This window comes from Aeromonas mytilicola subsp. aquatica (assembly GCF_044336385.1).
Taxonomy (GTDB): Bacteria; Pseudomonadota; Gammaproteobacteria; order Enterobacterales; family Aeromonadaceae; genus Aeromonas; species Aeromonas rivipollensis.
Genome location: NZ_CP172298.1, coordinates 1,332,286 through 1,353,176, shown reverse-complemented (window position 1 = coordinate 1,353,176; position 20,891 = coordinate 1,332,286). Strand labels below are relative to the sequence as shown.

The 20,891-nt window shown below is 58.3% G+C and carries 20 protein-coding genes; 7 read left to right on the top strand and 13 right to left on the bottom strand.

Annotated elements, in window-relative coordinates; all coding sequences use genetic code 11:
* Window positions 1-55: 55 nt before the first annotated feature.
* From ACFWHB_RS06425 to ACFWHB_RS06415, 3 genes are all read right to left on the bottom strand, one after another.
* On the bottom strand, window positions 56-622 hold the full coding sequence (locus ACFWHB_RS06425; protein WP_106886231.1) for a YSC84-related protein: 567 nt from the start codon (window positions 620-622) through the stop codon (window positions 56-58).
* Between the two features lie 250 nt (window positions 623-872).
* Window positions 873-1,613 carry a dienelactone hydrolase family protein gene (locus ACFWHB_RS06420; RefSeq protein ID WP_395949708.1) on the bottom strand — a complete coding sequence of 247 codons (741 nt, stop codon included), beginning with the start codon at window positions 1,611-1,613 and terminating at the stop codon, window positions 873-875.
* Window positions 1,614-1,891: 278 nt separating this feature from the next.
* Window positions 1,892-3,130, bottom strand: coding sequence for a uracil-xanthine permease family protein (locus tag ACFWHB_RS06415; RefSeq protein WP_162520060.1), 1,239 nt, complete (start codon window positions 3,128-3,130; stop codon window positions 1,892-1,894).
* A gap of 295 nt (window positions 3,131-3,425) precedes the next feature.
* On the opposite strand from ACFWHB_RS06415, the gene ACFWHB_RS06410 reads away from it, so the two are divergent.
* Window positions 3,426-4,625 (top strand): Hint domain-containing homing endonuclease, encoded by a 1,200-nt coding sequence (locus ACFWHB_RS06410; protein ID WP_395949707.1) that lies wholly within the window; start codon window positions 3,426-3,428, stop codon window positions 4,623-4,625.
* Between the two features lie 110 nt (window positions 4,626-4,735).
* Here the strand turns inward: ACFWHB_RS06410 and ACFWHB_RS06405 are convergent, their stop codons facing one another.
* Window positions 4,736-6,445: an NAD-dependent malic enzyme gene (locus ACFWHB_RS06405; protein WP_106886227.1), complete on the bottom strand. Its 1,710-nt coding sequence runs from the start codon at window positions 6,443-6,445 to the stop codon at window positions 4,736-4,738.
* Window positions 6,446-6,713: 268 nt separating this feature from the next.
* Here ACFWHB_RS06405 and mobA point away from each other — a divergent pair, with 268 nt between their 5' ends.
* From mobA to ACFWHB_RS06390, 3 genes are read left to right on the top strand one after another with little or no spacing between them, the layout of a single operon-like run.
* Window positions 6,714-7,346, top strand: coding sequence for a molybdenum cofactor guanylyltransferase MobA (gene mobA, locus ACFWHB_RS06400; protein ID WP_395949706.1), 633 nt, complete (start codon window positions 6,714-6,716; stop codon window positions 7,344-7,346).
* Window positions 7,343-8,101 (top strand): molybdopterin-guanine dinucleotide biosynthesis protein B, encoded by a 759-nt coding sequence (gene mobB / locus ACFWHB_RS06395; protein WP_395949705.1) that lies wholly within the window; start codon window positions 7,343-7,345, stop codon window positions 8,099-8,101. The genes mobA and mobB overlap by 4 nt, the downstream gene beginning before the upstream one ends.
* A gap of 59 nt (window positions 8,102-8,160) precedes the next feature.
* Entirely contained in the window at window positions 8,161-9,237 is a 1,077-nt protein-coding gene (locus ACFWHB_RS06390) for an FUSC family protein (protein ID WP_163147863.1), read from the top strand.
* Window positions 9,238-9,310: 73 nt separating this feature from the next.
* Here the strand turns inward: ACFWHB_RS06390 and ACFWHB_RS06385 are convergent, their stop codons facing one another.
* From ACFWHB_RS06385 to ACFWHB_RS06345, 9 genes are all read right to left on the bottom strand, one after another.
* Complete coding sequence (locus ACFWHB_RS06385; RefSeq protein ID WP_393937546.1) at window positions 9,311-10,684, bottom strand: HD-GYP domain-containing protein; 1,374 nt, start codon at window positions 10,682-10,684, stop codon at window positions 9,311-9,313.
* An 87-nt stretch (window positions 10,685-10,771) separates the two neighbouring features.
* Complete coding sequence (locus ACFWHB_RS06380; protein ID WP_171276551.1) at window positions 10,772-11,329, bottom strand: DUF3332 domain-containing protein; 558 nt, start codon at window positions 11,327-11,329, stop codon at window positions 10,772-10,774.
* A 161-nt stretch (window positions 11,330-11,490) separates the two neighbouring features.
* Window positions 11,491-12,786, bottom strand: a complete 1,296-nt coding sequence (locus tag ACFWHB_RS06375; protein ID WP_395949704.1) for a methyl-accepting chemotaxis protein — start codon at window positions 12,784-12,786, stop codon at window positions 11,491-11,493.
* A gap of 193 nt (window positions 12,787-12,979) precedes the next feature.
* On the bottom strand, window positions 12,980-13,444 hold the full coding sequence (locus ACFWHB_RS06370; protein WP_395949703.1) for a GNAT family N-acetyltransferase: 465 nt from the start codon (window positions 13,442-13,444) through the stop codon (window positions 12,980-12,982).
* A gap of 89 nt (window positions 13,445-13,533) precedes the next feature.
* Entirely contained in the window at window positions 13,534-13,989 is a 456-nt protein-coding gene (locus ACFWHB_RS06365) for a DoxX family protein (RefSeq protein WP_395949702.1), read from the bottom strand.
* Window positions 13,986-14,738: an HvfC/BufC family peptide modification chaperone gene (locus ACFWHB_RS06360; protein ID WP_395949701.1), complete on the bottom strand. Its 753-nt coding sequence runs from the start codon at window positions 14,736-14,738 to the stop codon at window positions 13,986-13,988. Before ACFWHB_RS06360 ends, ACFWHB_RS06365 begins: the two co-directional genes overlap by 4 nt.
* Window positions 14,731-15,573 (bottom strand): MNIO family bufferin maturase, encoded by an 843-nt coding sequence (locus ACFWHB_RS06355; protein ID WP_395949700.1) that lies wholly within the window; start codon window positions 15,571-15,573, stop codon window positions 14,731-14,733. The genes ACFWHB_RS06360 and ACFWHB_RS06355 overlap by 8 nt, the downstream gene beginning before the upstream one ends.
* Before the next feature lie 61 nt (window positions 15,574-15,634).
* A complete protein-coding gene (locus ACFWHB_RS06350; protein WP_395949699.1) occupies window positions 15,635-15,898 on the bottom strand; it encodes a BufA1 family periplasmic bufferin-type metallophore in 264 nt (87 codons plus the stop codon).
* Between the two features lie 360 nt (window positions 15,899-16,258).
* A complete protein-coding gene (locus ACFWHB_RS06345) occupies window positions 16,259-16,645 on the bottom strand; it encodes a hypothetical protein (RefSeq protein WP_395949698.1) in 387 nt (128 codons plus the stop codon).
* Window positions 16,646-17,260: 615 nt separating this feature from the next.
* On the opposite strand from ACFWHB_RS06345, the gene ACFWHB_RS06340 reads away from it, so the two are divergent.
* From ACFWHB_RS06340 to ACFWHB_RS06330, 3 genes are read left to right on the top strand one after another with little or no spacing between them, the layout of a single operon-like run.
* Complete coding sequence (locus ACFWHB_RS06340; protein WP_395949697.1) at window positions 17,261-18,469, top strand: ABC-three component system protein; 1,209 nt, start codon at window positions 17,261-17,263, stop codon at window positions 18,467-18,469.
* Window positions 18,462-18,908: a hypothetical protein gene (locus tag ACFWHB_RS06335; RefSeq protein WP_395949696.1), complete on the top strand. Its 447-nt coding sequence runs from the start codon at window positions 18,462-18,464 to the stop codon at window positions 18,906-18,908. The genes ACFWHB_RS06340 and ACFWHB_RS06335 overlap by 8 nt, the downstream gene beginning before the upstream one ends.
* A 5-nt stretch (window positions 18,909-18,913) precedes the next feature.
* Window positions 18,914-20,845 carry a hypothetical protein gene (locus ACFWHB_RS06330; RefSeq protein ID WP_395949695.1) on the top strand — a complete coding sequence of 644 codons (1,932 nt, stop codon included), beginning with the start codon at window positions 18,914-18,916 and terminating at the stop codon, window positions 20,843-20,845.
* The last annotated feature ends 46 nt before the right edge of the window (window positions 20,846-20,891 follow it).

Below are 20,891 nucleotides of genomic sequence, written 5' to 3'. Positions count from 1 at the left end.
GAAATGCTCGCGGCGCTCTGATGAGCGCCGCGCAGTGGCCATTAATGTCTGGGCGTTATTTGGTGCCGTTGAGATCGTCATCCGGCCAGTATTTGTAGCCCTGCATGGTAGCCTGCACCGCCACCCCCTTCTCGGTGAGCTGGTACATCTTCACCTTCTGGAAGTCGGCATTGGCCGCCTCGCTGACCACCACCTTGCCATCGTCCGCCGACTTGGCGGCCAGATCCGCCTGGGCGCTGGCATCGAACCCTGTGGTGATGAATCTGTCCAGGGCAGCGGCATCGTTGAAGATGATCACGGCCTGGAATTTCTTGATCCCCATGCCGATCCCCATGCCGGCGGTCGCCATCTTCATGTAGGTGTCGCGACCGGTGCGGTTGTCACGAAGCACCCCATAACCACTGCCGGCGCTCAGTACCAGCAGGTTGTTGTTCACATTGGTGAAGACGGCATAACCCTTGGATCTTGCCACCTCCTGTCTGGTGCCCGCATCCTGACCATACAGGGTGGAGAGGGTCTGCTGGCGCATCTGTTGAATGTGGTTGCGTTGCTCGGCGGGGGTATCCCCCTTGGCACAACCAACCAGCAGCAGAACGGCCAGAATATGAGTCCATAGACGCATGTCATTACTCCTTCGTGTCTCGTGTGCGGGGGCTGAGGGGGCCTCCCGCGCCAGAATCGGGTCAGAGGCCATCCCTGTGACCCGTTATCAGCATTCACCGTCCGGTGCCCCGGGGGCGCTGGCCAGATACAAGTACCTCATCGAGTCAGTATAACCAGCGCCACTGAACTTCTGCTGACCCGGCAAGCAGTGGTGCCCAGCCACGCGGGGCTATTGGCGGCATGATCCCGCTTCGCCGCCTAAGGCTGCCCTACCCCTTGGTCACCTCGCCGAGAAACTCGGTGAAGCGCCGCCAGGACTTGGCATCGGCATCGGCGCGGTAATTGTCCGAGCCAAAGACGCTGAAGGCATGGGGGGCGCCGCTGTAGCTGGTCGCCTCATGCCGGATGCCAGCGCTCTCCAGCTCGGTGATGAGGGCCGCGAACTGGCCCAGCGACACCGCCTGATCCGCGCTGCCATGCTGGATCAACAGGCTGGCCCTGGTCTGCTCGTAGTTCTGACCGGCCGGGGTCTCCAGCCCCCCGTGGACGCTGACGATCCCCTTGAGGCTAGCGCCGCTGCGGGCCAGCTCCAGCACGGCGGCGCCGCCAAAGCAGTAGCCCATCGCCACCGCATTGTCGAGCCGGCCGCCCTGCCTGCCTGCCTCGGCGAGCCCTGCCTGCAACAGTTTGCGCATCCTGGGTCTGTCCTGATAAAGCGCCCCGGTGAGCTTCTTCTTCTCTTCCACGGCGGTCGGTCTGACCCCTGCCCCGAACAGGTCCACCGCGAACACGCTGTAACCGAGCGCCACCAGCATCTCGGCCCGCTTCACCTCGTAATCCGTCAGCCCGTCCCAGTCGTGAACCAGCACCACCAGGGGCGCCTGCTTGTCGGCAGCAGCCAGGTAATATCCTTCGAAGGGCTGACCGTCGACCTGGTAGCGCACAGCACCGGCCTGGGCCGCGCCCCCCCAGATAAGCCCAAGCAGGGCCAGGATCCATCTCGTCTTCATGTTCGTCTCCTTGACTGTGAACAACGCCACTGATTGTAGTCGCCAGGCCGAGCCCCGAGGGATCAAGGCCCTCCCGGCCGGGCACTACAAAAGCAGGAGGCCACCCAAGGGTGGCCTCCTGTCATCGCTGCGGCTGAGGGGGCGTTTAGTCCTTGGCCGACTCCATGGCACCCTCTTCGCAGTGCCGGGGCAAGATGAGGTTGAGCCGGGAAAGAGAGAGGCCACCCTGGGGTGGCCTCTTGTGATAGCTGTGGCTGAGGGGTCGTCGCTCAGTGCGCTTAGTCCTTGGCCGACTCCATGGCACCCTCCTCGGAGTGCTGGGGCAGGATGAGGTTGAGCAGGATAGCGGCCACCGAGGCCAGGCCGACACCGGCCAGGGCGAAGTCACCTATCTTCATCTCCAGCGCGCCGACACCGACTGTCAGGGTCACGGCGACTATGGCGATGTTACGGGCCAGCCCCAGATCCACCTTGGACTCCACCAGGGTCTTGAGACCGATGGCGGCGATGGATCCGAACAACAGCAGCATGATGCCGCCCATCACCGGCATGGGGATGGAGGTGAGCAGGGCGTTGAACTTGCCGAAGAAGGCCAGAATGATGGCGAACACGGCGGCCCAGGTCATGGTGACCGGGTTGAAGTTGCGGGTGATCATCACGGCACCTGTCACTTCCGCATAGGTGGTGACGGGGGGGCCACCGATGAAACCGGCGAAGCAGACGCCGATGCCGTCACCGGCCAGGGTGCGGTGCAGGCCGGGATCCTTGGTGTAGTCCTTGCCGGTCACACCGCCGATGGCCAGCACGCCACCAATGTGCTCTATGCAGGGGGCTATGGCCACCGGCAGCATGAAGAGCGCCGCGGCCCAGTTGATCTCCGGGGTCTCGAAGTGGGGCAGCGCCAGCCAGGGGGCGTTGACCATGCCATCGAAACTCACCTGACCCATCAGCACGGCGGCCACATAGCCGGCGATGACGCCGGAGAGGATGGGAATGAGCTTGATCCAGCCCTTGCAGAACACGGCCGCGATCAGGGTCACCGCCAGGGAGATCCCCGCCAGGGTCAGCGCGGTGGCAGGCGCCACCACCTGCTCGGCCCCGGCACGGCCCATGGCCATGTTGCAGGCCACCTGGGCCACCGACAGGCCAATCACCATGATCACCGGGCCAATCACCACGGGCGGCAGCAGCTTGTGCACGAAACCCATGCCGCGCACGCGAATGAGTGCCGCCAGGATGAAGTACATGAAGCCGGCGGCAAACAGGCCGAACATGGTGGAGGGCAGGCCCCAGGTCTGGGTGGCATAGATGATGGGGGCGATGAAGGCGAAGCTGGAGCCGAGGAAGATCGGGACCTGGCGACGGGTGCAGAGCTGGAACAGCAGGGTGCCTACACCGGCGCCAAGCAGGGCCATGGAGGGGTTCAATCCGGTGAGCAGGGGCACCAGAACCATGGCACCAAAGGCAACAAACAGAATTTGCAGCCCGGCGACGCTTTGCTTGACCAAGGAAAACATGGGTATCCTTAATTTTTTGATAACTGACAGGGATAATTGACACTTTTCAGTCATCACAAGACTTTTTCAAGGCATTAGATGCGCTATTCGGCGTCATTCGTTACCTTTCACTGCTTGGGGAGGGCATGAAACTGGCTTTTTAGGCGGGATTCGTTGCTACAAGCATCGAGTATGCGATTTTACGCACTTTTGTGGCCGACGCCAATCGTTTTTCTGGCGAGATAGCATGGCAAGGGTTTCAGCGAGCTGGCCTCTATACTTGACTGCGTGAATCCAGCCAGACAAGGAGCTCCCCATGTCACTGCCCTCGTTCAAACCCAGCCAGCGCCGACTGCTGCTGGGATCGGCCATCGCCCTGGCCCTGTTTGCCACCCCCTTCAGCTATGACTTCGACCATCACCAATGGCAGCCGAACCAGGCCCACGCCAAGTCCTGCTTCGTCGCTGGCACCCGCATCCTGATGGCCGATGGCAGCGAGCGCCCCATCGAAACGCTGCAAGCCGGTGAACGGGTGCTGGATCAGCATGGTCAGAGCAACAGGATCCTGGCGGTCGAGCGCGTCATCCTGGGCAACCGGAGACTCTACGGGCTCAATCGTCTGCCCCCCTTCTTTACCGCCGAGCACCCCTTCTTGAGCACCCGCGGCTGGGTGGCCATCGCACCCGCCATGACCCGCGCCGAGCAGCCCACCCTGGCGGTGCAGCCGCTCTTTACCGGCATGCGCATCCTGTGCGGACCGGCAGCGGTCGCGCTCACTGGCAATCTGGCGCTGGCGGCCCAACCCGCCGAGCTGCTGGTCGAGTCTCTCTACTGGGTCGACAGCCCGCCCACGACGGCGCTGTTCAACCTCATTCTGGATGGCAGCCACAGCTATATCGCCAACTCGCTGATCGTTCACAACAAAGGGGGTGACGGCGGAAGCGGCGGCAATAGTGGCAGTGGAGGTGGCAACAGTGGTGGAGGTGGCAACAGTGCTGGAGGCGGCAGCAACAGTGGTAGCGGAGGCGGCAACAGTGGTGGAGGCGGCAGCAACAGTGGCAGCGGAGGTGGCGGCCACAGTGGCGGGAGCAATAGTAGCAATTCTGGAAACAATAGTGGCGGTGGCGGCAATAGTAGCCAAAACGGAAACAATGGTGGGGGCGATGACCGCAGCGGCGGCCACGGCAGCGATGACAGCGGCAGGGGCGAAGATGCCGGCGGGCGGGGGGATGACAAGGGCAGAGATGCCGTCGACGCCAATGGCAACAAGCTCAGGGGTGACGGCAGCATAGATTACAACGGTGTGGACGCCGTCGATGCCAATGGCAACAAGCTCAGGGGCGATGGCAGCATAGATGACAACGGCGTGGATGCCGTCGATGCCAATGGCAACAAGCTAAGAGGTGACGGCAGCGTCGATGACAACGGCGTGGACGCCGTCGATGCCAATGGCAACAAGCTAAGAGGTGACGGCAGCGTCGACGACAGCCTGCTGCCACCGCCCAGTCAGCCCTGAGTGGCGAGCGGCCCGAGCCCCTGAGGGGAGCGACCGGGTCAACAAGAAGAGGGTGGCCAGGGCCACCCTCTTTCATTTTATCCGCGCGGCCATCAGGCCCGGCGCGCTCCTCAGACCCTGCGGTAGGGCAGATAGACGGGCTCCCACATGTGGCTCAGGATGTGCTGCTGCAGATCCTGGCCAATCAGCGGGTGGGAGGGGTCGCGGCGCACTATGTCCTTGAGCACGGCGGTCGCCACGTGTACCGAGATGCTGCGCAGCTCGCTGATCCGCGGGTAGACGGTGCCCCGGGCCAGATCCGCCTCATCCACGCATTCGGCCAGCGCGAAGGCGGCTGTGGTGAAGATCTCCGGGCTTATCTCGCGAAGCTGGCTGACGATGGCGGCCAGCCCCACCCCCGGGAAGATGAAGACGTTGTTGCCCTGCCCGATTCTGAACGTTTGGCCCTCATGGTGCACGTCCTTGAACGGGCTGCCGGTGGCGACTATGGCGCGGCCCTGGCTCCAGCGGAAGATGTCCTCCGGCAGCGCCTCGCAGTTGGCGGTGGGGTTGGAGAGGGGGAACACCATGGGGCGCTCGCAGTGGGCCAGCATCAGCTGGATATGCTCCTCCTGGAAGGCGCCACCGGCGCCGCTGGTGCCGAGCAGCACGCTGATGGGCACGTGGCGCAGCACCTCGGTCAGCCCCGCCTTGCCCTGCAGATCCCACTGGGCCAGCAGCAGGCCAGGCTTGGCGTAGCGACGCTTGTATTCATCCAGCCCCTCGCGGTTGTCGCACACCAGCCCCTGGGTATCCAGGATGTAGATGCGATCCCGGGCCGCCTGCGGGTCCAGCCCCTCGCGGATCATCCCGGCGCAGATCTGATCCGCCACCCCGACCCCGCCGGCCCCGGCCCCATAGACCAGGTAGTGCTGCTGGCCCAGGGTCTCGCCCTTGGACTTGACCGCCCCTATGATGCCCGCCAGCACCACGGCCCCTGTGCCCTGGATGTCGTCGTTGAAGGACGGCAGCGTCTGCTGGTAGCGGGAGAGGTTGTTGAAGGCGTTGGACTTGCTGAAGTCCTCCCACTGCAAGACGGCGTTGGGGAAGTGGCGCTTAACCCCGGCCACGAACTTGTCGATGAAGTCGTCGTACTCCTTGCCGCGGATGCGCTTGTGGGGCTGACCCAGGTACATGGGGTCATCCAGCAGCGCCTGGTTGTCGGTGCCCACGTCCAGCGCTATGGGCAGACAGCAAGCGGGATGGATCCCAGCCCCCAGGGTATAGAGGGAGAGCTTGCCGATGGGGATGCCCATGCCCCCCACCCCCTGATCCCCGATGCCGAGGATCCCCTGGCTGTCGGTGACCACTATGATGCGCACCGCCTTGGCGTCCATGTGGCGGGCGAGGGAGCCCATGTCATCGACGTTCTTCGGGGTGATGTAGAGGCCGCGCGGCTTCTGGAAGCGGTGGCTGAACTCCTGACAGGCCTTGCCCACGGTCGGGGTATAGATGTAGGGGGTCATCTCCTCCACGTGGCGTGACAGCAGGGCGTAGAACAGGGTCTCGTTACGATCCTGCAAGGCCCGCAGGTTCTGGTACTTCTCGATGTCGCTGCAGGCGCTCAAAAAGCCCTGATAGACCCGCTCCAGCTGGGCTTCGAAGGTCTGCACCTGGGGCGGCAGCAGGCCATCGAGCTCGAAGTCGGCCCGCTCCTGTTCGGTGAAGGCGGTGCCCTTGTTGAGATTGCGATCGTTGAGCAGATCGGTGCCTGTCAGTGCAACGGGGCGAAAATCCTCTCCCTGTGCGTCTTTCCACAGCAGATATTGTCCGGTAGCCATAGTCATTCTCTTTGATTTACATGAAGTTGCCATTAGGCAGGAGAGCAAGACTCAGATTGCAGGGGATCATATGACGTTTGGGGATTCGGTTTTGTGAGCTTGGGCATACCCTGCGGCCAAAGCCCCCTCTCCTGCCGGGCTCATGGCCGCCGGGCTTGCCCCGGCGGGGCGCTTGGCGCAAGATCGGCAGACACTCGATGCCGCAAGCGCCCTTGCTAGAGCAGACGCTGAACAGGCGGCATATCACCTCACAGACCCCTGGAGCCCCATGAGCCGCAGCGATCTCACCTTCCCCGTCTCCGCCGTGATCCTGGCCGGCGGCCGTGCCACCCGCATGGGGGGCGACGACAAGGGCTGGGTGCCCCTGGCGGGCAAGCCCCTGATAGTCCACGTGCTCGAGCGCCTGCGCCCCCAGGTGGACGAGGTGCTGATCAACGCCAACCGCAGCGAGGAGCGCTACCGGGCGCTGGCCCCCGTCATCGGCGATGCGCAGGCCGACTTTCAGGGGCCGCTGGCGGGCATGCAGGCTGGCCTTGCCGCCGCCCGCCACGACTGGGTGCTGTTCGTGCCCTGTGACGGCCCCGCCCTGCCACGGGATCTGATGGCCCGTTTTCGCGCCGCCATGACGCCGCAGAGCGAGCTGGTGGTGGCCCACGACGGCCAGCACCTGCAACCCGTGGTCGCCCTGCTCCATCGCGCCCTGCTGCCCTCACTGCAACTGGCCCTGGCAGAGGGAGAGCGCAAGACGGGGGCCTGGTTTGCCCGCCACCGGATGACGGTGGTGCCCTTTGCCGATGCGCCTGATGCCTTCGTCAATCTCAACAGCCCGGCCGAGCTCGCCGCCTACGAGGCCAGCCTGTCACATCAGGAGCCGCTGGCGGGGGGGGGCCTGCGACCATGAGCGCCCCAGGGCCCCTGCTCGGCTTCGTCGCCTGGAGCGGCACCGGCAAGACCACCTTGCTGGAGCGCCTCATCCCGCTGCTCGGCCAGCGCGGCCTGCGGCTCGGGGTGCTCAAGCATACCCATCACCACTTCGACATGGACAAGCCGGGCAAGGACAGCCATCGCCTGCGCCAGGCCGGTGCCCGCCAGGTGATGGCGGCCTCCTCCCTGCGCCACGCCCTGATCTGCGAGACCCCGGAGCAAGAGCCCTCCCTGGAGGCACTGCTGGCCCGCTTCGACTGGGAGCGGCTCGATCTGCTGCTGGTCGAGGGGTTCAAGCATCACCATTTTCCCAAGATAGAGCTCCATCGCCGCGCCCTCGGGAGGCCCCTGCTGTTCCCGGACGACCCGGACATAGTGGCGCTCATCAGCGATGAGCCCGAGGCAACCACCCTGCCCCAGTTTCGTTTCGAGGCCCTGGACGCCATCGCCGACTTCATCTGCGCCCGGCTGCCCCGGCAGGATGGCCATGGCCAGCCCACTTTGTCGCCGCCGCTGCGCCTGCTCGCCCTGGCCCTGGAGGCCATTGCCAATCCGGCGGGGGAGGCTTACCTGCCCGGCCACCTCAGCCAGGATGCCAGCGGCTGCTTGCAGGTGCGCCCGGCAAGTGCTTTCATGCCCTCTGCCCTGCCCTTGGCCAACTGCGTGATCGAATGCCCCGCCCGATCGGCCATCATCCCAGGTGAGCGGGTCCGGATCCGCCTCTTGCCCTGATGGGGAGCGTCAGCCGGCACGGCAACACGAGAAGATCAACCTGACATGAGACGACTCCCTTGCGCCTGAACACGCCGCTCTCCCGCTTCGATCTGCTGATCTATGGTCGCTACCGCCTGGTCCACGGCCTGCGCATCGCCCTGGCCTTCACCCTCACCTTCCTGCTGACCCGGGAGCTCAAGCTGCCGGAGAGCACCTGGCCCCTCATCACGCTAGTGGTGGTGATGGGCCCCATCTCGTTCTGGGGCAACGTGCTCTCCCGGGCGCTGCAACGGGTGGTCGGCACCATCTTCGGCGCCGCCTGCGGTGTGGTGGCCCTCTATCTGGAGCTCTACTCCCTGCCGCTGATGCTGGTCTGGTGCTGCGCCATCATGTTCCTGTGCGGCTACCTGGCGCTCGGCAAGCGCCCCTATGTGGGGCTGCTCATCGGCATCACCCTGGGAGTCATAGTCGGCGGGGTGCCGGGAGACATAGAGACGGCGCTCTGGCGCAGCGGCGACGTCATCCTGGGTTCCATGCTGGCCCTGCTGTTTTGCAGCATCTACCCCCAGCGGGCCTACACCCACTGGCGACTGCAGATGCACGACAGCCTGCAGCAGGCCGGGCGTCTCTATCACACCCACCTCTCCCCCAATATTCTGGAGCGCCCCAGGCTGGCCCAAAGCCACGCCCGCCTGCTCACCAAGATAGTCAGCCTGCGCCCCCTGCTGGCACCCGCCGTCAAGGAGACCCGCCTCAACAGCACCCTGTTCGAGGCCGTCCAGACCACGATGCGCAACACCTTCTGCACCCTGGAGATGCTGGCCAACACCTACTGGCGCGATCGCCAGAGCCACTTCCTGATGCAGAGCCACCCCGGACTGCGCGCCTGCCAGCAGGCCACCGAGGCGGTGATCATCCAGCTCGCCCTCATGCTCAAGAGCGGCGACAGCAGCGCCGCCGAGCAGGCCATAGCCAGATTGCAGGCGGCGGCCGCAGAGGTGCAGGCCGAGGTGCGCCCGGGGGCCGATGACGAGGCCACCATCAGCGGCTACCTCTGGCTCAACCTGCAGCTCACCGAGCAGATAGCCCACCTCCACCGCCTGCTGGGGCTGGTGATGAACCCGCCCCGCAGCCAGGGCAACAAGTCGAGCTAACAAAACGCCCCGCAATGCGGGGCGTTCCTGTCTTTGGTCTCCGGCCACCCGGGCCATGACGACGCCGTCGGCCTTAACCGGCCTGCGCCAAGGGCTGCTCGGGGCTGAGGTAGAGGGAGAAGTCCCGGATCCCCGCCTGAAGGGCGGCGAAACAGTCGGGATCGATGGCGCTGCCCAGATGCTCGGCCATCATCTCCAGCGCCTGGGGCACAGGGATGGCGTCGCGATAGGGGCGCTTGGCGGTGATGGCGTCGAAGATGTCGGCGGTGGTGATGATGCGAGTCTCGAGAGCAATCTCTGCGCCGCTGAGCCCCCTTGGATAGCCCTTGCCATCGAGCCGTTCATGATGGGCCCCGGCCACCTGGGCCAGCTCCCTGAACGCCCCTATGCGACCCAGGATCTCCTCGGTATAGGCGGCATGCATCTGCACCGCGGCCCACTCCTGCGCATCTAGCTTGCCCGGCTTGTCGAGGATGGCGTTGCTCACCCCAAGCTTGCCCACATCGTGGAGCAGGGCACCCCGCTTGAGCCAGCGCCGTCTCGATTCAGACAGCCCCATCTGGGCGGCAAGAATGTCGGTATAGAGCGCCACCCTGCCGCTGTGGCCCGCGGTATAGGGGCTCTTGGAGTCCACCACCTGACCGAAGGCCGCGGCTATCTCGTCCAGATAATCTTCATCGAGCGCCACCTCCCCCTGCCCGGCCGGGTGGTCGAAGACCCACTCGGTCAGCCTGGGGTCCACCAGCCCTTGCCAGAAATCCTCGTCCGCCAGCGCTTCAAATTCGCCGACCAGGGCGGGATCAAACCAGCTGCCGCTGCGCTCGCGCAGCTCCCTCAGCGCCGCATCCGGGCCTGCGGCGGCGTGAAACACATCCACCACCTGACAGAGCAGGGCGATGCGGGAGAAGAGGGGGATAGCCTCCCCCACCAGTTGCAGCGGCCGCCCCTTGCCATTCCAGTGTTCATCGAGGGAGAGGATGCCGTTGGCCACCTCGTCACTGAAGCGCAGCTGGCGAGCTATGTCCGCCCCCCGGTGACAACGGGTCTGGATCAGCTCGTTGGCTATCTGATCGCCGTTGCGAAAGATGTGGAACAGGCTGCGAAAACGGCCGAGCAGATCCGCCTGCAAGCCGGTGTGACCCAGCACGAAGTTGACCACCTCGGAGAGGGAGCCATCCACCAGCTTGAAGTCGCGTTTGAAGTGAAGATCGTCGGTGAGATAGAGCTCGCAGATGCGGGCGGCATTGCTGCTGCACCCCAGATCTTTAAGCAGCAGGGTGTAATAGAGGTCATGGCGCTGCCGGGCATCCAGTCCCAGCCGCTCCCCCAGACGGGCACCTATCCAGCAACAGCGGATGCAGTGCCCCCGTGGTTGACCCTCAGTCATGTCCAGGGCATGGCTGAGGGAACCAATCAATTCAGCCAACCGCAATCCGGTCACCGTCATAGCCTACTCCCTTAGACATAATGGCGATCTTGCCAGCAGCTTGTTTATACCCTTTTCAGAGAAAAAAAGATCAGCTTTCTGAAGAGGTTAAACCGCCACCTTGCCTGCGCTTGCCTTCTCGTCCAGCTGCTTGCGGGTCAGGGTCGAGACCAGCTTGTCATCCAGGTAGATGTCCAGCAGCTCGCCGCGCATCTCCCCGCGCATCATGTCGCGATGACCGTCGATGTAGTGGATCTCCATCTGGGCCGTACGTTCGTCCGGGTAGCTCACCTTCACCTCGCGCACCCCTTGCGGCAGCATGGCGAGCGGCACCTTGTTGAGGGCCGGATCCAGATGCTGGTTGACCTTGATCACCGCATCGGCCTTGTGATCCACCAGGGCCGGCGACTTGCCGGTGATGGGGTTCTTGCCCGACCAGAATTCGATGGTGTTGAACACGAACAGATCCGCCGTCGCCGCCAGGCCATAGACGGGGGAGAGCAGCACGAAGACACCGGCACGGCCGTAGCGATTGTCCACCACGCTGAGGTTGCCCTTGGTCACCATGGAGGAGAGCCCCATCTGCCCCATGCAACCGCTGAGCCCCATGCTCGCCACCGTCCCCAGCAGCAGGGCCAGGGCCCTGCCTTTGTGTCGTACTGCCATTGTTTTCTACCCGCTCAATGAAAAATGAGGCGGCAGCCTAAACAAGGCGGCGAATCGCCACAATTCACAAGGCCGGGGTCATACAGCCAGGGTTCAGCTTGGGGGCTCGTTCGCTCACTCTTTTGGCGATCTCGTCAGAGGGTGTCGCCAGAGCAGGGGGTTCAGATGGAGAGTGCCGAGACCGTCTGCGAGACCCGGCTCGCCTCCTGGTGGATGTCGCTCATCAGCTTGTCCACCTCGGCTATCTGCTGTTTGCCGAGTTCGGCGCTGCCCGCCACCCCGGCCATGTCGTCGGTCACCCTGGCGGTCAGCTCGCGGTTCTTCTGCACCACCTTGGCTATCTCGGCGGTGGAAAGAGAGGTGCGGGCCGCCAGCTGGCGTACCTCGTCGGCGACCACGGCAAAACCCCGTCCCTGCTCCCCCGCCCGCGCCGCCTCTATGGCCGCATTGAGGGCCAGCAGGTTGGTCTGATCGGCGATGGCGCTGATGGTGGAGACGATGGCCTCTATGCTCCTGGACTGCTCGTTGAGCTGACCGATGAGGGCGATGGCCTGATCCACCTGGGCGGCGATCAGGGAAGAGGTATCGACCACGGCGCGCAGCAGCTCGGCACCGGCCTCGGCGCTGCTCAAGGTCTCCTGCGCCGTGCTGTGGGCGAGGCGGGCCGCTTCCCGGGTGGCGTGGTTCTGCTCGATGCGGGCCGTGATGTCGCTGGCGAACTTGACGACCTTCACCACCTTGCCGCTCTGGTCACGGATAGGGTTATAGGTGGCCTCCAGCCAGACGGAATCCCCCCGGCTGTTGTGGCGCATGAAGAGGCCGGACTTGAACTGGCCACGGGCCAGCTCCTCCCAGAATTTGGGCTGCTCGCGCAGGAAGGCCTCGTCACAGAAGATCCTGTGATGCTTGCCCGCAATCTCGTTCAGGCGATAGCCCATGGCATCGAGGAAGTTGGCGTTGGCGCCGATGATCTCGCCGCTCGGGGTGAACTCTATCATGGCCCGGGAGCGGTCCAGCGCCTGGGAGAGCGCCTCCAGGTGTTGCAGCCGCTGATGCCGGGCCGTCACGTCGCTGGCCAGCTTCACTACCCGGGTCACCCTGCCCTGGGTCTTCACCGGGAAATAGCTCGCCTCCAGCCAGCGGGTCTCGCCCTTCTGGTTGACCCGCTCGAAGATGCCAGACTGGGGCTGACCCTGCCGCAGGCGGCTCCAGAACTGCTGATAGTCGGTGGAGCCGGTCCAGCCCTTAGGGCAGAGCAGGCTGTGGTGACGCCCAAGCAGCTCGCCAGCGCCATATCCCATCAGGCTCAGGAAGGGGTCGCTGACCTCCAGGATCTCCCCGTCCGGGCTGAAGATGATGGTCGCGGCACCACCCTTGATCCCCTGGGCGAAGCCCTGCTCTTCATCGAGCCGGGCCTGACAGGCCTGCAACTGCGCCTTGAGTTTGTGATTGAACATGACACTCCTACCTCGTTGACGATCCGGATCGGCACCACAGCCTCCCCCCACTGACTGTATCGGCCCCGCAAGTCCCAATATGAGTGGTCAGATGACCTTGGGTCATGGGGGGCGCGCAGTGTATAGAAAAGCGACTAGGCCGCCAAGGGCTGCCAGTACGTAAAAGAATCTGCCGAGGATCACTGCGGCTAGTTCAGGGGGCGGGACACCACTCCAGGCAGGCCGGATTGGAAACAAAACCGAGTCGCTCGTAGAGCGGACGCCCCTGCTCGCTGGCGTGCAGCCACAGCTTGCCCAGTCGCTGTTCCCGGGCATGGGCCGCCATGGCATCGAGCAGGGCGCTCGCCATGCCCCGCTTGCGCCAGGCCGGCAGTGTATACATGTTGAGCAGATAGGCCTCGCGCCCCGCCAGGTTGCCCGGATAGGGTGGGCGCACGAAGAGGGCCAGGGTGCCGCACGCCACCGCTTCTCCCTCGACCTCCACCAGCCAGGAGCGGGCGCTGCCATCTGCCTGTGCCGAGCTGAAATAGGATTGGGTCGCCTGCCACAGCGCATCGCTCGCCTGCGGATCATCGAGCTCCCCCAGTTCACCAAACAGCGCCATGCGAAGACGCACCAGGGCGGGAATATCGGCGGCCTTGGCCTCGCGAATTATCATGTCTCTTCCTCGGGTTGCACGACCGGGGCGGCTCGCCCCCTGTCACCATGACGAGAGGGGCCGGCAGGCCCCTTCATTTGACTCCCACGTTAATGGGCGCCCGCCCCCCTGGCAAGGCGCCAGTGATCCAGCGCCAGCGGGCCTGCGCCCCACACCGCCAGGGTCAGCAGCATCCAGCCCCACAGCTGGTGATCGTGAAAGCCCCCCGCCCACAGGGTGGGATAGGAGATGACCGCCATGGCGTTGAAGCCAAACAGCAGCAAGGCGACCGGGCGGGTGAAGAGTCCCGCCAGCAGGAAGAGCGGCAGCAGCAGCTCGGTCGCGGTGCCCGCGTAGGCCGCCCACTGCCAGGGCAGCAGGGGCACCTGGTACTCGAACTCGAACAGGTAGAGGGTGGAATCCCAGGCCGTGAACTTGAGCCAGCCCGAGCGCAGGAAGACCGAGGCCACCCAGAGCCGGGCCAGCAGCAGCACGCCGCCGCTAAGCCAGGGTTGGATGCGCCCGGCCCACAGGCAGAGCGGCTTGGAGAGCTGGTGTTCCGTCATGGCATTAGCTCCAGATCGACCAGCAGATCGAGGGTAATGAGTGGGGTCAGGTGCTCGGCCGCAGAGGGCGTCTGCGCCAGCAGCCTGGCCAGGGGTTCACCCTGCCGGCAGCCCAGCAGCAGACTCCAGGCAGCCAGATCCAGGGGGAGCGGCATGACCCTGTGATCCCGCTGCTTCTTCAGCACCAAGTGGCAAGGCGCCGCCAGCTCGGTCACGGTGGCCCCCTGATGCAGGGCCATCTGCCACAGCCCCAGCACGGGGTAGGAACTCTCGAACAGCAGGAGGTCGCCGGCGGGCAGCAGCACCAGCTGCTCCCAGCGCTCGGGAGGGACGGCGGCGAGCCGCTCGGCAGGCCAGCGCCTTGCCTCGGGCGCCAGCAGGGAGGCGCGCTCCAGCAGCCACTCGAAGCGGGCCAGCTCCCCGAGCCAGGGCAGGGCACTGGTGGTCGGCAGGTGGGTGAGCCAGTCGCCAAAGCCTTCCCCATAGTGCATGACGCTCCCCTCCTCCAGGGGCTCGGCCAGCACGAATCCCCGGGCCGCGGCGGCGAAGAACGCCTCCCCCACCATGGCCGCGACGGCGGGATAGCTGCTGGCGAGCACCTCGGTGAGGCCGAGGATGACGTTGTTGCGATAGATCTGCAGCACGGCGTCGGGGGCAAAGCGCCCCGGCTGGATGTGCCCGAGGATGGCGTCATCCTGGCCGAGCAGACCGCTGGCAAAGGCGCTCTGAAGGGAAGCAAGCTCAGACATGGGCGGGCTCCTCGGATGTTCGCTGCGCCGCGCTCAGGATCTCGCTGGCAAGTTGCGCCTCCCCCAGCAGCACCGGCAGCGGGGGTATCTCCAGATCCCACTCTATCAGGGTGGGGATGGCGCGCTGCTGGCACAGCTGCCGATAGAGCGCCCACACTGGGGGCGCCACCGGGGTGCTGTGGGTGTCGATATAGAGGTGCCCCTGGGGCAACGCCTTGTCGGTAAAACCGGCCAGGTGGATCTCCCCGACCGTCTCGAGGTCGATGGCGGCCAGGTAGTCGGCGCAGTCGAAGCCGTGATTGACACTGCTGACATGGAGGTTGTTGAGATCGAGCAGGATGCCGCAGCCGCTGCGCTGCGCCAGCTCGGCCAGAAACGCCGCCTCCCCCATCTCCCCGGGCAGTTGCAGATAGGAAGAGGGATTTTCGATGAGCAGTTGCCGGCCCAGTGCCTGCTGCACCCTGTCTACCTTGTCGCTCATGTGCGAGAGGGCCTCACGGGTGTAGGGCATGGGCAGCAGATCGTTGAAATAGCGCCCGCCTATGCTGCCCCAGCTCAGGTGCTCGGAGACCCGCACTGGCGTTATGGTTGCCACCAGGGCCGCCAACTGGCGCAGGTGCGCAGGGTCGATCGAGTCGGCGGAGCCCAGCGACATGCCGATCCCGTGCAGGCTGATTGGGTAGTGCCCGGCGAGTTCGGCCAGCACCTCAAAGCCTTTGCTGTGGCGCTCGAAGTAGTTTTCGCTGTGCACCTCGAGCCAGCCTACCCCGGGCAGGGTCTGGCGGATCTCGTCGTAGTGGGGGGGGCGTAAACCTATACCGATCAAGGGGTTCATGGCGGGGCTCTCTCAAAAGAAGGGGCCATGATGTGGCGGGCGCCACACCATGGCACTGGGCTTACTTGGGTTGCAGCGACCCGCCCGCCAGTTTCTCGCACAGGCCCTTGGGCATCACCACGAAGGCATCGCCCTGGGCATCCATCTTGGCGGTACCGGCGCAGGAGCCGCCCTTGGTGGCGCAATCGTTCTTGCCCGCCTTGACCACGCCGTAGCACTTCTCCTTGTCGTCCGCCGCCATGGCTGGCGCGGCGATGAACTGGGCACCCAGGGCCAGCAGACCCGTCATGGCAGAGGCGATGGCAGTACTCTTTTTCACGTTCATATCCCTATTCCTTGTTGTCGAGAGTGGTGTCTCCGGCGCATCTCATCCGGTTACGTCCAATAGAACCGGCCGAGGGGAGAAAAGATTTCCCAAAAATTGAAAAAACCTGAAACAAAGCCAACAAATCACCAGCAAGTAATTGTTTATTAAGGGATATATATTTAATCAAAAAAGAGGCAGATCGGCGCGGCTATCCCTCACCAAGGGGCCTTGCGCCGCCCTTGCCGAGGGCGCCGGGATAACGTCCATCTTGCTTGGGCACCACAGACCGGCATCACAACAAGAGAGGGGCCCATGGCCCCCCTCTATCCCTTAGGCGAGCCCCTTCCCAAGGCGCTCGCTCACCCCTGGCCCCAGGGCTCAGGTGGTCTTGACGCACTTTTGCACGAAGCTGTTCTTGGCCGCCCCGGCCAGCTTCTTGTCCGCCGCCGCCTTCTCGCACTGAGCCATCTTGTCGGCGGCGGCGTCCGTCTTCACGCATTTCTGGATAAAGCTGTTCTTGGCAGCCCCCGCCAGCTTCTTGTCGACCGCGGCCTTCTCGCACTGGGCTGCCTTGGCGTTGACCGGTGCAGTCGCGGCAGCATCCTTGACGCACTTGCCCACAAAGCTGGTCTTGGCGGCGCCGTTCAGCTTTTTGGCCGCGGCCTGCGCCTCGCACTGCAACTGGGCAGCATCGTTGGCAAAGACCGGATTGGCCAGCAGCACACTGCCGCAGAGCAGGCCGAACAGGATGGCAATACGCTTCATATGACGTTCCTTATTGTGATGTGTTGGCATGGTGATGGTTTGCAAATAGCTGTTATTGCAACAGCTGATTGTTGCCGCAGATCCCCCACCTCGCCAGCAAGGGCCACGGAGAACAGAGCACCATAGCCGCACTATAGCGCCGATTGGCTAAGCGGGATTGCCCCCAGCCAACCCTTCCTTAACGACAAGCCCGCCCCAACTTCTTCGCCACGCCCGCCAACCCCAATATAACCAAGGGCCATGGGAATCCTGTTCCCGACAATTTCGATTTCTTGAGCCAGCGCATAAAATGCAGATATTCCTGATAGTTACGTCATTTTTTGACTGGTTAACCAAGACTCGATTGGCTTAACATAGCCATCCAGTGCCTATTGCTTCGATGGGTTGCTGCCCTCGCTGGTCAATGGAGCATATTGGAAGCTGTAATCCAGGGGCGGTAGCATTAGTTTAATGCGCTTATTAGTTGATGCAGAGTGAAGAAAAGTGCGGCTCAACTGGCGAGCATATAACATTTTAAAGAACACAACTCGGCTATTTAATTGACAATTATTAATTTTTTAATTGTCATAATAAAACTATGATAATTCAGTTTTATTATATTCAGAAAGGTTAAATATGAAAAAGAATTTAGTAATTTTCATACATGGGTTTACTGGAGGAAAAGAAACTTGGGTCAACTCCCATGGTAAATCACTTAGTGAACTGTTGCTGCTTAACAAGAATCTGTCTAAAAGTTATGACTGTATTGAATTTGACTATTTCACAAAACTGATAAATATAAAAAATTCTCTTATTGCTAAAGCCATCACATCACTAGTTAACTCTTTCACCCCTAAAGTGAAGGTCTCCAAAAGAAAAAAGAACACTTCGATATCTCAATTGTCAGATGAACTAGCAACATTTATCCAATTCAAATGTTCATCCTATGAGAATATTATTATATGTGCACACAGCATGGGTGGTCTAATCGCCAAGAAATTAATTTTAGATATAATCTTAGGTGAGCACCAAGATATCCAAAGTAAAATCACCGGGTATATATCTATAGCATCACCCCATCATGGTTCAACACCTGCTGCAATTCTTGGAAAATTCAATTTAAATGCAAATGAACTTGCACCATTTAATGAAGACATCACCAAATTAAATGAAGACTGGATTCAATATTCAAATAACCTTCCACATTCTATTTATGTTATAGCATCATACGATGAGTTCGTAACCAATGTAAGCGCAACCCCATCAAGTAAAAAAAATGTATTTAAAACAGCTAGAGTACAAGAAAATCACAACTCCATCTGCAAACCAGATTCCTCCGAATCAACCATAATAAATGTCATAACAGATTTTCTAACAAAAACAATAAAGCTAATAGATTTTGATAGTGATTTAAAAAAAGAATACCCAAGCAATAGCAATATATATGACAAAGAAATATTTGTAATAAAAATGCTACTAGCTGGAATAGAAGAAAAGTTAATATCTGATGCAAAAGAATCCTTTTTCCATGCTGAGATAGCCATAAAATCAGCGCCCAAAAAAGACAAGGATGCATTTGAAAAACTAAAAATTCTTATAGTGAATTTATATAAGACATACTCCTCATGCCAAGTAGGGAAGTCAAATAGTGAAATCGTGAGAGATATACATCAAAAAATTATTGAACTAGATAAAACATCATTGGATTGTGCAGCGACATACCTAAATTTCTTGCATAAAAAGGGGATTCTTCATCATAAATCCAATGAACGAAATCTAGACATAAATTGGTCTGACACAATAACTTTAGATGACATCGAAAATAAAAGGCAAGAAAATGTATGACTTTCGAGATGAATTTTTTTATAGAGTTTTTTTAATACTGATCATAACATCAAACTGTCAATACAATAACAAAGGAAAAAAAATACTCACCATTAAAAAATTAGAGTCTATTTTTTTTCTTCTACAAAACCATACTCTAATGAGATACGTAATAGAAAATCTAAATCTTGGTGCATTAGTGAAGTACGAATCAACACTTTATGATGATGCTCTTAGAATAAATGATGATCTCGAACATCTTGGTACTGAGATTTCCTTTTTGGTGTCTAACGGTTCCATCACCATCAGCAATAATGATGGATGCTTTTATATTGAGACAAGTATAAAACCAGAAGAGCTTGATTCTCAAAATAAATTTATATTTGAAAATTTAAAACTGATAAAAAAATTAGCATCTCAACCTGAAACGAAATTATTAAAGGCGATATTAAAGGCTTGACGACAATGGAAAATATATATCTTGAATTCAAAAAACTAATCATAGTCGGCATAAATAAAACGTATGAATGTTCATTTAAACCAGGATTAAACATAATCTGGGGTGACATGGACTCTGGAAAATCGAGCATCCTAAACCTAATTGATTTTTCTTTGGGGGGAGATTTTAACAAACTACAACTGGACTATGATGAACTTAGGAATAAAGGACGACTAGTTCAACTGGAAGTCGACTTTAATGGTAACGTCTTTACTCTTGAACGAGTGTTATCTCACGATGCCAATATAATAAAGGCATATCCATCATCTCATGAGATGATTTCATCGACCTACCCACTATTGTGCAGTGCCTCGTCAGATAGAATAGAGCCTGATGGATGGATATCTGATCTAATTTTAGATCAATTAGGAATACCAAAGGTTAAGATAAAAGAATCAAAATACAAGGAAGATTCTGGAGCTGATAGACTTAGTTTTAGAGATCTGATCAAACTAATTTATTTAAAACAGAAAAAAGTAGCTAGTGACTCTTTAATGGATGCATCGAATCCATTCGTGCATAATAAAAATGTTGAGATACAAAAGTTTGTTTATGGTGTCCATGATGAACAACTGTCATCCCTCAATAACTTATTACAAAAAGAAGCTCTAGACTTAAGGTCTTTAGAAATAAGGACTGAAAATATTAAAAATTTCTTAGCCACAACTGATTCAATGGCTATTGATGATGATGTATTATTAGAGCTAAAGGAAGAAATAGAAAATGTAGACAATGAAATTAAACAACTCAAATCTAATAGAAATCACGCACAAATTGTGTCCAACCAGATAAATAAAAAAATTAACTTATTGGAAGAAGAGAAAAAACATCTTGAAGAATCAATAATTAAAAAATCAAAGGAACTCGCTGATTACTCAAAGCTCAAGAGCACATATGAACGCGATCTTTCATGCTTAGAGCTTTCTGCTAAAGCCAGACAGGTGCTCAATCACAATGAACAAAGTGAAATTAATACTAATTGTCCTGTTTGCTCTTCACAACTGACGGTGTCGCATCCCACTATAAATTCAGAGACTATTGGTTATGAAACAAACTCCATAAAAAATCGTCTTCAGGGGTGTAGCACTACTATTAAAAAAACAATTATAGATATTGATGACAAGAGAGAGAGAATTCAGTCTATAGAAGAAAGTCTATCTGCTCTGCGAGCTAATTTTGACAAAGAACATCTAGAAAATTTATCACCAACAATTACCTCTTTAATGCAGGCTATGGCTTTGAAGCAAAAACTATCTGTTAACTGTGCCATGCTTGAACGTAATCGGAAAACATTTAAAATATTTGAAGAATATTACTCCCTCATCGATAACAAAAAAATTAACATGTCCAATATAAGACGTGACATAAGCAAAATTGAAGCACAGTTAGGAGATATTGAAGAAATAATTTCAGAACTAAGCATTATATTTAGCGAACTTATAAAGACATCCAAGCTCACTAACAACTATGGTTCTAAAATTGATAGGAAGTTCATGCCTATCTTTAGAGATAGACAATATGACCATATTTCATCTGGCGGGGTAAGGACAATATTGTCAGTTTATTTATACCTATCAAGATTATCTTATGTAATTAAAAACGGCGCATATTTACCAGCGACATTAATGCTTGATACTCCAGGACAAAATATTGGGCGATATGCACGCAAAGGAAAAGATGAAGAACGTGATGATGATAATATATCAGATCCATCAATATACGAAGAAATTTATAAAAAAATAATGGACATATCAAATGTAGCAAAAGATAAAAAGTATCAGATTATTATAGTTGATAATGATTTACCAACCTGCCTTGAAAAACAAGAATATCATTTAGTAAAACGATTTGACAAATCCAACCCCATATATGAGAAAGGCTTAATAAATGATGCATAGTAATAATTATCGACTCTCTGTATTGGATAAATAAAGAAGAGTCAGC

Excerpts from the sequence above, each read along its gene's own strand:
- ACFWHB_RS06415 (WP_162520060.1), bottom strand. The coding sequence starts at position 3,130 with ATGTTTTCCTTGGTCAAGCAAAGCGTCGCCGGGCTGCAAATTCTGTTT.
- ACFWHB_RS06345 (WP_395949698.1), bottom strand. The coding sequence starts at position 16,645 with ATGAAGCGTATTGCCATCCTGTTCGGCCTGCTCTGCGGCAGTGTGCTG.
- ACFWHB_RS06420 (WP_395949708.1), bottom strand. The coding sequence starts at position 1,613 with ATGAAGACGAGATGGATCCTGGCCCTGCTTGGGCTTATCTGGGGGGGC.
- ACFWHB_RS06365 (WP_395949702.1), bottom strand. The coding sequence starts at position 13,989 with ATGACGGAACACCAGCTCTCCAAGCCGCTCTGCCTGTGGGCCGGGCGC.
- ACFWHB_RS06385 (WP_393937546.1), bottom strand. The coding sequence starts at position 10,684 with ATGACGGTGACCGGATTGCGGTTGGCTGAATTGATTGGTTCCCTCAGC.
- ACFWHB_RS06370 (WP_395949703.1), bottom strand. The coding sequence starts at position 13,444 with ATGATAATTCGCGAGGCCAAGGCCGCCGATATTCCCGCCCTGGTGCGT.
- ACFWHB_RS06360 (WP_395949701.1), bottom strand. The coding sequence starts at position 14,738 with ATGTCTGAGCTTGCTTCCCTTCAGAGCGCCTTTGCCAGCGGTCTGCTC.
- ACFWHB_RS06375 (WP_395949704.1), bottom strand. The coding sequence starts at position 12,786 with ATGTTCAATCACAAACTCAAGGCGCAGTTGCAGGCCTGTCAGGCCCGG.
- ACFWHB_RS06350 (WP_395949699.1), bottom strand. The coding sequence starts at position 15,898 with ATGAACGTGAAAAAGAGTACTGCCATCGCCTCTGCCATGACGGGTCTG.
- ACFWHB_RS06335 (WP_395949696.1), top strand. The coding sequence starts at position 18,462 with ATGTATGACTTTCGAGATGAATTTTTTTATAGAGTTTTTTTAATACTG.
- ACFWHB_RS06330 (WP_395949695.1), top strand. The coding sequence starts at position 18,914 with ATGGAAAATATATATCTTGAATTCAAAAAACTAATCATAGTCGGCATA.
- ACFWHB_RS06405 (WP_106886227.1), bottom strand. The coding sequence starts at position 6,445 with ATGGCTACCGGACAATATCTGCTGTGGAAAGACGCACAGGGAGAGGAT.
- ACFWHB_RS06355 (WP_395949700.1), bottom strand. The coding sequence starts at position 15,573 with ATGAACCCCTTGATCGGTATAGGTTTACGCCCCCCCCACTACGACGAG.
- mobA (WP_395949706.1), top strand. The coding sequence starts at position 6,714 with ATGAGCCGCAGCGATCTCACCTTCCCCGTCTCCGCCGTGATCCTGGCC.
- mobB (WP_395949705.1), top strand. The coding sequence starts at position 7,343 with ATGAGCGCCCCAGGGCCCCTGCTCGGCTTCGTCGCCTGGAGCGGCACC.
- ACFWHB_RS06340 (WP_395949697.1), top strand. The coding sequence starts at position 17,261 with ATGAAAAAGAATTTAGTAATTTTCATACATGGGTTTACTGGAGGAAAA.
- ACFWHB_RS06410 (WP_395949707.1), top strand. The coding sequence starts at position 3,426 with ATGTCACTGCCCTCGTTCAAACCCAGCCAGCGCCGACTGCTGCTGGGA.
- ACFWHB_RS06425 (WP_106886231.1), bottom strand. The coding sequence starts at position 622 with ATGCGTCTATGGACTCATATTCTGGCCGTTCTGCTGCTGGTTGGTTGT.
- ACFWHB_RS06380 (WP_171276551.1), bottom strand. The coding sequence starts at position 11,329 with ATGGCAGTACGACACAAAGGCAGGGCCCTGGCCCTGCTGCTGGGGACG.